This window comes from Yersinia sp. 2542 StPb PI, from assembly GCF_048593855.1.
In the GTDB taxonomy this organism is placed as follows: domain Bacteria; phylum Pseudomonadota; class Gammaproteobacteria; order Enterobacterales; family Enterobacteriaceae; genus Yersinia; species Yersinia enterocolitica_E.
In genome coordinates this window covers 1-7,342 of the sequence record NZ_JAZGQA010000206.1, presented here as the reverse complement: position 1 = coordinate 7,342, position 7,342 = coordinate 1, and the positions used below count along the sequence as shown (strand labels likewise).

The following is a 7,342-nucleotide window of genomic DNA, read 5'->3' as shown; positions in this document are numbered from 1 at the left end:
AAATCGCGGATTAAACGTTAAGTGCAAACGTTAAAACCTGGTGGTAAAAATCGGTGCGATTTAACAAAAATGATTTAAAAGCTGCAAAAAGTTGACATATTTAGTGTCATCTTCTAGCGGCCAAAAGGCCGAGTTAGGATACCGATAGCGGAGCCTAAAAACAAAATATATTTAACAGACTAATTTTTAGTTTGTGGATTACAAAAAAATTTTAATTTTTGCTTGTGAAGTTGAGGTGAGCCATGACAACAAAACCCTCTGATTCTGTAAGTTGGTTTCAGGTACTCCAGCGCGGCCAGCTTTATATGAAGACCTGGCCTGCCGATAAGCGCCTGGCGCCGATGTTTCCCGAAAATCGCGTGGTTACGGCGACACGCTTTGGTATCCGCTTTATGCCACCACTGGCCATTTTTACCCTGACCTGGCAGATAGCCCTCGGTGGCCAGTTGGGACCAGCCATCGCTACGGCGCTGTTCGCCTGTGGTTTACCATTGCAAGGGTTGTGGTGGTTAGGCAAGCGCGCGATAACCCCGTTACCGCCAACCTTACTCCAGTGGTTCCATGAGGTACGTAACAAGCTAACAGAAGCGGGGCAGGCTGTTGCGCCTATCGAGCAGACGCCGACTTATCAATCCCTGGCCGATGTGCTGAAACGAGCCTTCAAACAGTTGGATAAAACGTTTCTTGATGACCTCTAGTGGCGGTTTCATGCCAGCGGGCTTTTATGCCTCACAGGATTAGTGGTGCAAAATCCCCTGTCAAATCAAAGTATGGCCCAAGCCTGTGTGCGATGATTTCCTCATTATTTATGTCTTAGGAGTTAGTGATGGATATGACCAACGCCCAACGACTGATTCTGTCGAATCAGTACAAAATGATGACCATGCTGGATCCGGAAAATGCTGAGCGTTATCGTCGCCAGCAAACCATTGTCGAGCGCGGCTTTGGTTTGCAGATGCGTGAATTGGACCGTGATTTTGGTGAGATGAGCGAAGATACTTGCCGTACTATCATTAATATCATGGAGATGCACCACGCCCTGCAAGTCTCCTGTGGTAACCTGAAAGACAAGCAAGACTTGGATGAACGCCGTATCGCGTTCCTCGGTTTTGATGCTGCTACCGAATCCCGTTACCTGAGTTATGTGCGCTTTATGGTCAATACCGAAGGGCGCTACACCCATTTTGACTCAGGGACTCATGGTTTCAACTCTCAAACCCCAATGTGGGATAAATACCAACGTATGCTGGCTATCTGGCAATCATGTCCACGCCAATACCATTTGAGTGCTGTTGAAATTTCGCAAATTATCAATGCCTGATAGCGCGTAACTTGTTTGCTATCAGTAAGTTGAAAAATAGTTTTACTGATGAGGATGTGCTTGTGGAGTGTAAAGGTTTTCTTTTTGATTTGGACGGGACTTTGGTTGATTCTTTACCTGCTGTCGAACGAGCCTGGATTGGCTGGGCGCAAGGTCGAGGCATCAACCCAGCAGAAGTTCTTGATTTTATCCATGGCAAACAAGCAATTACCTCTTTACGTCATTTTATGTCGGGTGCAAGTGAGGCTGAAATTCAGGCTGAGTTTCTGGCATTAGAGCAGGTTGAAGCTAATGATACCGATGGTGTGAGCGCATTGCCGGGGGCGGTGGCGCTGTTGGAGCGACTAAACAGCCTGTCTATTCCGTGGGCTATTGTCACTTCAGGCTCAGTACCGGTCGCTTCTGCGCGCCGTGCCGCCGGCCATCTGCCGGTACCTGAAGTGTTTATCACCAGCGAACAAGTTAAGCACGGCAAACCGCAACCAGATGCTTATCTGCTGGGGGCCGAGCGCTTAGGGCTGGCACCGGCTGATTGTATCGTAGTGGAAGATGCCCCTGCGGGGATTTTGTCAGGCTTGGCGGCGGGCTGTCAGGTGATTGCGGTCAATGCTCCGGCTGATACTCCCAAACTTGATCAGGTTGATTTAGTGCTCAGTTCGCTGGAGCAGATTAGCGTTGAGGTTACCGCTAACGGCGCGCGGGTTGTGCGAGTAGGTTAATTTTTCGCCAGATACCTTAATGTCACCACTGAGAGCGCCTGATGGCGCTCTTTTACTGTCTGGCACCTCACAAATTGATAAACTTTTTTCAGGAAAAAAACACAATAAAACCCTTTGTGGGATGGTAAGCACATAAATTTGCAGTCATTATTGATCTCAGACAGCGGCCGCTGCTGATTTTAATGTTTTACTGCCAGAGCCGGATATTCCCTTTCACTTTTTGCCAACGAGGCCATTTTGAACCGCGAACTATTGTGGGTGTTGACGCTACTTCTAATCGCTATTGTGCTGTTTACTACCAATAAACTGCGCATGGACGTGGTAGCTCTGTTGGTCATTATTGCCTTTGTGATGAGTGGTACGTTGTCATTAGGTGAGGCGACCAGCGGATTCAGTGATCCTAACGTGATATTGATTGCGGCGCTGTTTGTTATTGGTGAAGGGTTGGTCAGAACCGGTGTTGCTTATCAGGTGGGTGATTGGCTGGTCAAGGTCGCCGGTCACAGTGAAACCAAAATGCTGGCGTTATTAATGGTAACGGTTGCCGGATTAGGCGCTTTTATGAGCTCTACCGGAGTGGTGGCAATCTTTATCCCAGTGGTATTGAGTGTTGCCAGCCGGATGAAAATTTCGCCGGGGCGGTTAATGATGCCGCTAAGTTTTGCCGGCTTGATAAGTGGCATGATGACGCTGGTGGCAACGCCACCAAATATGGTAGTTAACAGTGAATTACTGCGCGAAGGTATCAAAGGGTTTGGCTTCTTTGGCGTTACCCCTATCGGCATTATCATTTTGCTGATGGGTGTCGCTTATATGTTAGTGGCTCGGCGCTGGCTGGGCGGGAAGCAGGAAAGCTCAGAGAAAGAACAGCAATGGAAACGCCGCACTTTCCGTGACCTTATCCGCGATTATAAACTGACTGGCCGTGCGCGCCGTTTGGCTATCCGCCATGATTCTCCTTTGATTGGCCGTTCTCTTGACGAACTGCATCTGCGCGCCCGCTATGGGGCGAATGTGGTGGGGATTGAACGCTGGAAGCGTTTCCGGCGTGTGATGGTGAGTGCCACCGGTTCATCTGAATTACACGAGAACGATGTCTTACTGATCGATATGTCAGATTGCGACATAGATTTACGTGAATTTTGCACTGAACAGATGCTGGAACCGATGGTGCTGCGCGGTGAATACTTCTCAGAGCAGGCGCGCAACGTCGGGATGGCCGAGGTTTCGCTCATTCCTGATTCCGCTCTCTTGGGAAAGAGTCTACGTGAAGTCACTTTCCGTACCCGCTATGGTTTGAATGTGGTGGGTATTCGTCGTAATGGTAAGACTTTGGAAGGCAAACTGGTTGATGACAAATTACAGTTTGGCGATATCTTACTGGTGATCGGTGATTGGAAACTGATTCGCCAGTTGCAGTTAAAGACCCGTGATTTCATCGTACTGAACCTGCCGGCGGAAGTGGATGAAGTGGCACCGGCCATTTCGCAAGCCCCACATGCATTATTCTGTCTGGCGTTGATGGTTGCCATGATGATGACCGACGAGGTGCCAAATGTGATTGCGGCATTGGTCGCCTGTTTGCTGATGGGTCAGTTCCGATGTATTGATATGGAAAGTGCTTATCGTTCAATCCATTGGCCGAGCTTGATTTTAATCATCGGGATGATGCCCTTTGCACAAGCATTGCAAAAAACCGGTGGGGTAGATTTGATTGTCCGTGGTTTGATGGATGTGGCCGGTGGGATGGGGCCGCGCGTCATGCTGCTATGTTTGTTTGTGTTGTGTGCCACGATTGGGCTGTTTATCTCTAATACTGCCACGGCAGTTCTAATGGCACCGATTGCGATTGCTGCTGCGCGGGAGATGTCGGTCTCGCCGTATCCCTTTGCGATGATTATTGGTATTGCAGCTTCAGCGGCCTTTATGACGCCGGTTTCGTCACCGGTGAATACCTTAGTATTGGGGCCAGGTGGTTATAAATTCGGTGATTTTGTCCGCATGGGGGTGCCATTTACGATATTAGTCATGATTGTTAGTGTGATGGTGGTGCCGGTGCTGTTCCCATTCTGATTGGGATGCTACAGGGTAAGAGTTGTGTTTAGTTCGGTTGATATGAGATTGGTGCTCACCTTGCAGGTCCCCTTACTCATCGTTTCGGCTGACGGACGGCTATTATAGCCTCTTTGAGGCTACCCTCCGGGCCAACGCAAGCGTTGTTCAAAACTGCTTCGCAGTGTTGTCGCGTCCCTGCTCATGACGCCTAAATCCGCCGTCCTTGGCGGATTTCCCTGGCTACATTCTTCACTCGGCGGCTCAAATGTGCTTTTAAACGTCAAGGGCTGGAATATTCGTTGCTGGTTAATCCAGCGAATCGAGGCTGATTTCATCCAGTGATAGGCTAAAGCTGGGCACAAACACCTCCATAAAGTAATCCATTTCTGGGCTTTGGCGCATCGCGAGGGTTTTCTCCAACCGCGCTTTGGCTTGAATAAACTCGTTATTACCCGCCGATAACTCTTCCAGACATTTTAGATAAGCACACAGGGCATCAGCTTGTTTAACCAGCGCTTTCTCTTCTTCGCTGTAATAGTGCTCATCCAGCAGACAGCGGAAATCATGTTGTAACTCTTGCGGCAGCATTTCGATCAGTTTCTGTTGGGCAACTTTTTCGATCTTTTTGTATTCGTGGGCGATTTGTGGATTGTAATACTTGATAGGTGTAGGTAAATCCCCGGTAATCACCTCGCTGGCATCGTGGTACATCGCCAGCAGCGCAATACGATCGCCATTGAGATTGCCGTTAAACTTACGGTTCTTAATGATAGCTAGCGCATGAGCGACAAATGCTACCTGCAAACTGTGTTCAGAGACATTCTCAGTGCGAACATTGCGCATCAGCGGCCAGCGGTTGATCAGTTTCAGACGAGATAGATGGGCGAAGAAGTGACTCATTATTTACTCTCTTTGTACTTTTTAAGTGCAGGCATGGGGGTAGTTTATCAGATCGGGTTTCAGTTGATGCGCGATTAGTTCGGATCAGGTTTCGGTTGTTAGAGCTTCATCGCTCATCTAACCTCTGTAGTGGATTTGATCGGATCCTATTTCGGTTGTTATTCGTTCAGTGATTACTTTATCTCTGCGGCCTCAACCGAGCAGGAGGGCAAGCCGGCCCTCCTGCACCTGCGGCTTGCGCGAAATATTACTGCTATTTGCAGTCCCCTCCGGCAGCCGTTGGCCTTGTCGAGCCAGCGCGATGGGCATCCCTGCCCAAGCGCGCTTTTCGCGGGCGTCCATGCCCGCTTACTCGGGCCATCGCCTTTGTCGGTAATATTCCTGATTGCGCTTAAGGTCAAAATCCAATTCGAAACGCGGGTTTTGACCTTGATGTTTAAAAGCACATTTGAGCCGCCGAGTGAAGAATGTAGCCAGGGAAATCCGCCATGGACGGCGGATTTAGCCGTCCCGCCAGCGGAATGATGAGTGAGGGCACCCACGAAGTGGGCAAGCGATACGTGCGTAAGCGCAGGGGTTCCAAGGGGGTTACGCGCTTGTAACCCCTTTGGCGGTTGAGGCTACTGAGGTTAGGGGAACACTGAAGCCCTAACAACCGAACCAATCACCCAATAAAATCAAATAGTTACTGATGATATGTCTCCAGGAACCGCCCTAACTTCCTCACTGCCATCTCCAGCTCATCCACGCGCGGTAACGTTACAATCCGCACATGATCAGGATAGGGCCAGTTAAAGGCGCTGCCTTGAACCAACAGCACTTTTTCCTGCAATAGCAGATCCAATACCAGTTTCTGATCATCTTTCAGGTTAAAACGCTTCTGATCAATACGTGGGAACATATACAACGCGCCTTGAGGTTTCACGCAGGAAACCCCCGGTATTTGGTTGATCAGTTCCCAGGCACGGTCACGCTGTTCGTACAAGCGCCCGCCTGGCTGAATAAACTCGCTAATGCTCTGATAACCACCTAATGCCGTTTGAATGGCATGCTGCATAGGCACGTTGGCGCACAGACGCATTGATGCCAGCATCTCTAAACCTTCAATATAACCTTTAGCGTGTTTTTTAGGACCATTCAGCACCATCCAGCCCTGACGGAAACCTGCAACACGGTAAGTCTTGGATAAACCATTGAAGGTCACAGTTAACAAATCAGGTGCCAGAGCCGCAATAGAATGATGCTGAGCCTCGTCATATAAAATCTTATCGTAGATCTCATCGGCGAAAATAATCAGGTCATTTTGACGGGCGATTTCAACAATCTCCAGTAACAGCTCTTTGCTGTATACCGCGCCGGTCGGGTTATTCGGGTTGATAATCACAATCCCACGGGTACGCGGCGTGATTTTACTACGGATATCATCTAAATCAGGGAACCAGCCCGACTCTTCATCACACATATAATGTACGGCGGTACCACTTGAAAGCGAAACTGCCGCCGTCCATAACGGATAATCTGGTGCAGGTACCAGCATTTCATCGCCCAGATTCAGCAATGCTTGCATGGATTGCACGATCAGCTCAGAGACCCCGTTTCCAATGTAGATATCCTCGACTGTCAGGTCACGCATATCCCGTGCCTGATAGTGCTGCATAATAGCTTTGCGCGCCGAAAACAGGCCTTTGGAATCGCAATAGCCCTGTGCAGTTGGCAAATTACGGATCACATCCACCAGAATTTCATCGGGTGCATCGAAACCAAACGGGGCAGGGTTGCCGATGTTCAGTTTCAGAACTTTATTACCTTCTTCTTCAAGACGCTTAGCTTCTTTTAGCACTGGTCCACGAATGTCGTAACAGACGTTGTCCAGTTTGCTGGATTTCTCAATGGGGGACATAAAAAATTGAGCCTTTTGCTGGTAAAAGCGTGTCCTCAGCGTGGAACACTGCAAGGTATCCAATGTACTCCGACGCTGCTGCTTTTTGAAGTTCTATGCACATCTTTAGTGCCAATGGCTGCTCTTATTTTAAATGACTACCAGTTTCATTGGTATGGAATATAATCGATGTTTTTGTCTTTAAATCTACTTTTTTATGCCTTATTTATTGGATTATCTGGGTTTTTATCCTGGATAATTGCGTGACATACAGCAGTTACCAACAAAATATATCTATAAGATGAGGTTCACTTTCGCTGCCAAAATCGCGGGTTGATACCGGTGATAATGAGACGCGATTATGCTGCATCCTATTAGCCGGGATCTCAATCCAACAATTTATATCATCATACATATTATTAAGATGTGAAAAGAAACAAAACTGTAGATAGGAAAACTATTAAGAAT

At 48.4% G+C, this 7,342-nt stretch carries 6 protein-coding genes; 4 read left to right on the top strand and 2 right to left on the bottom strand.

The genetic code is table 11. The features are described 5' to 3' along the window. Positions 1-242 precede the first annotated feature (242 nt). From yfbV to V1952_RS18495, 4 genes are all read left to right on the top strand, one after another. Positions 243-698, top strand: coding sequence for a terminus macrodomain insulation protein YfbV (yfbV, locus tag V1952_RS18510; protein ID WP_083158252.1), 456 nt, complete (start codon positions 243-245; stop codon positions 696-698). Positions 699-826: 128 nt separating this feature from the next. Further along, complete coding sequence (locus tag V1952_RS18505; protein ID WP_083158253.1) at positions 827-1,321, top strand: YfbU family protein; 495 nt, start codon at positions 827-829, stop codon at positions 1,319-1,321. Between the two features lie 62 nt (positions 1,322-1,383). Beyond that, positions 1,384-2,040, top strand: a complete 657-nt coding sequence (locus V1952_RS18500; protein ID WP_372559480.1) for a sugar phosphatase — start codon at positions 1,384-1,386, stop codon at positions 2,038-2,040. 237 nt (positions 2,041-2,277) lie between these two features. Continuing rightward, on the top strand, positions 2,278-4,113 hold the full coding sequence (locus V1952_RS18495) for an SLC13 family permease (RefSeq protein WP_372569382.1): 1,836 nt from the start codon (positions 2,278-2,280) through the stop codon (positions 4,111-4,113). A 288-nt stretch (positions 4,114-4,401) separates the two neighbouring features. Here the strand turns inward: V1952_RS18495 and yfbR are convergent, their stop codons facing one another. Next, entirely contained in the window at positions 4,402-4,995 is a 594-nt protein-coding gene (yfbR, locus tag V1952_RS18490) for a 5'-deoxynucleotidase (RefSeq protein ID WP_372559478.1), read from the bottom strand. A 685-nt stretch (positions 4,996-5,680) separates the two neighbouring features. Continuing rightward, a complete protein-coding gene (locus V1952_RS18485; RefSeq protein ID WP_083158257.1) occupies positions 5,681-6,895 on the bottom strand; it encodes a pyridoxal phosphate-dependent aminotransferase in 1,215 nt (404 codons plus the stop codon). Positions 6,896-7,342: the final 447 nt, after the last annotated feature.

What these genes read in the sequence shown, in the direction of transcription:
- yfbR (WP_372559478.1), bottom strand. Translation starts at nt 4,995, where the DNA reads ATGAGTCACTTCTTCGCCCATCTATCTCGTCTGAAACTGATCAACCGC.
- V1952_RS18505 (WP_083158253.1), top strand. Translation starts at nt 827, where the DNA reads ATGGATATGACCAACGCCCAACGACTGATTCTGTCGAATCAGTACAAA.
- V1952_RS18485 (WP_083158257.1), bottom strand. Translation starts at nt 6,895, where the DNA reads ATGTCCCCCATTGAGAAATCCAGCAAACTGGACAACGTCTGTTACGAC.
- yfbV (WP_083158252.1), top strand. Translation starts at nt 243, where the DNA reads ATGACAACAAAACCCTCTGATTCTGTAAGTTGGTTTCAGGTACTCCAG.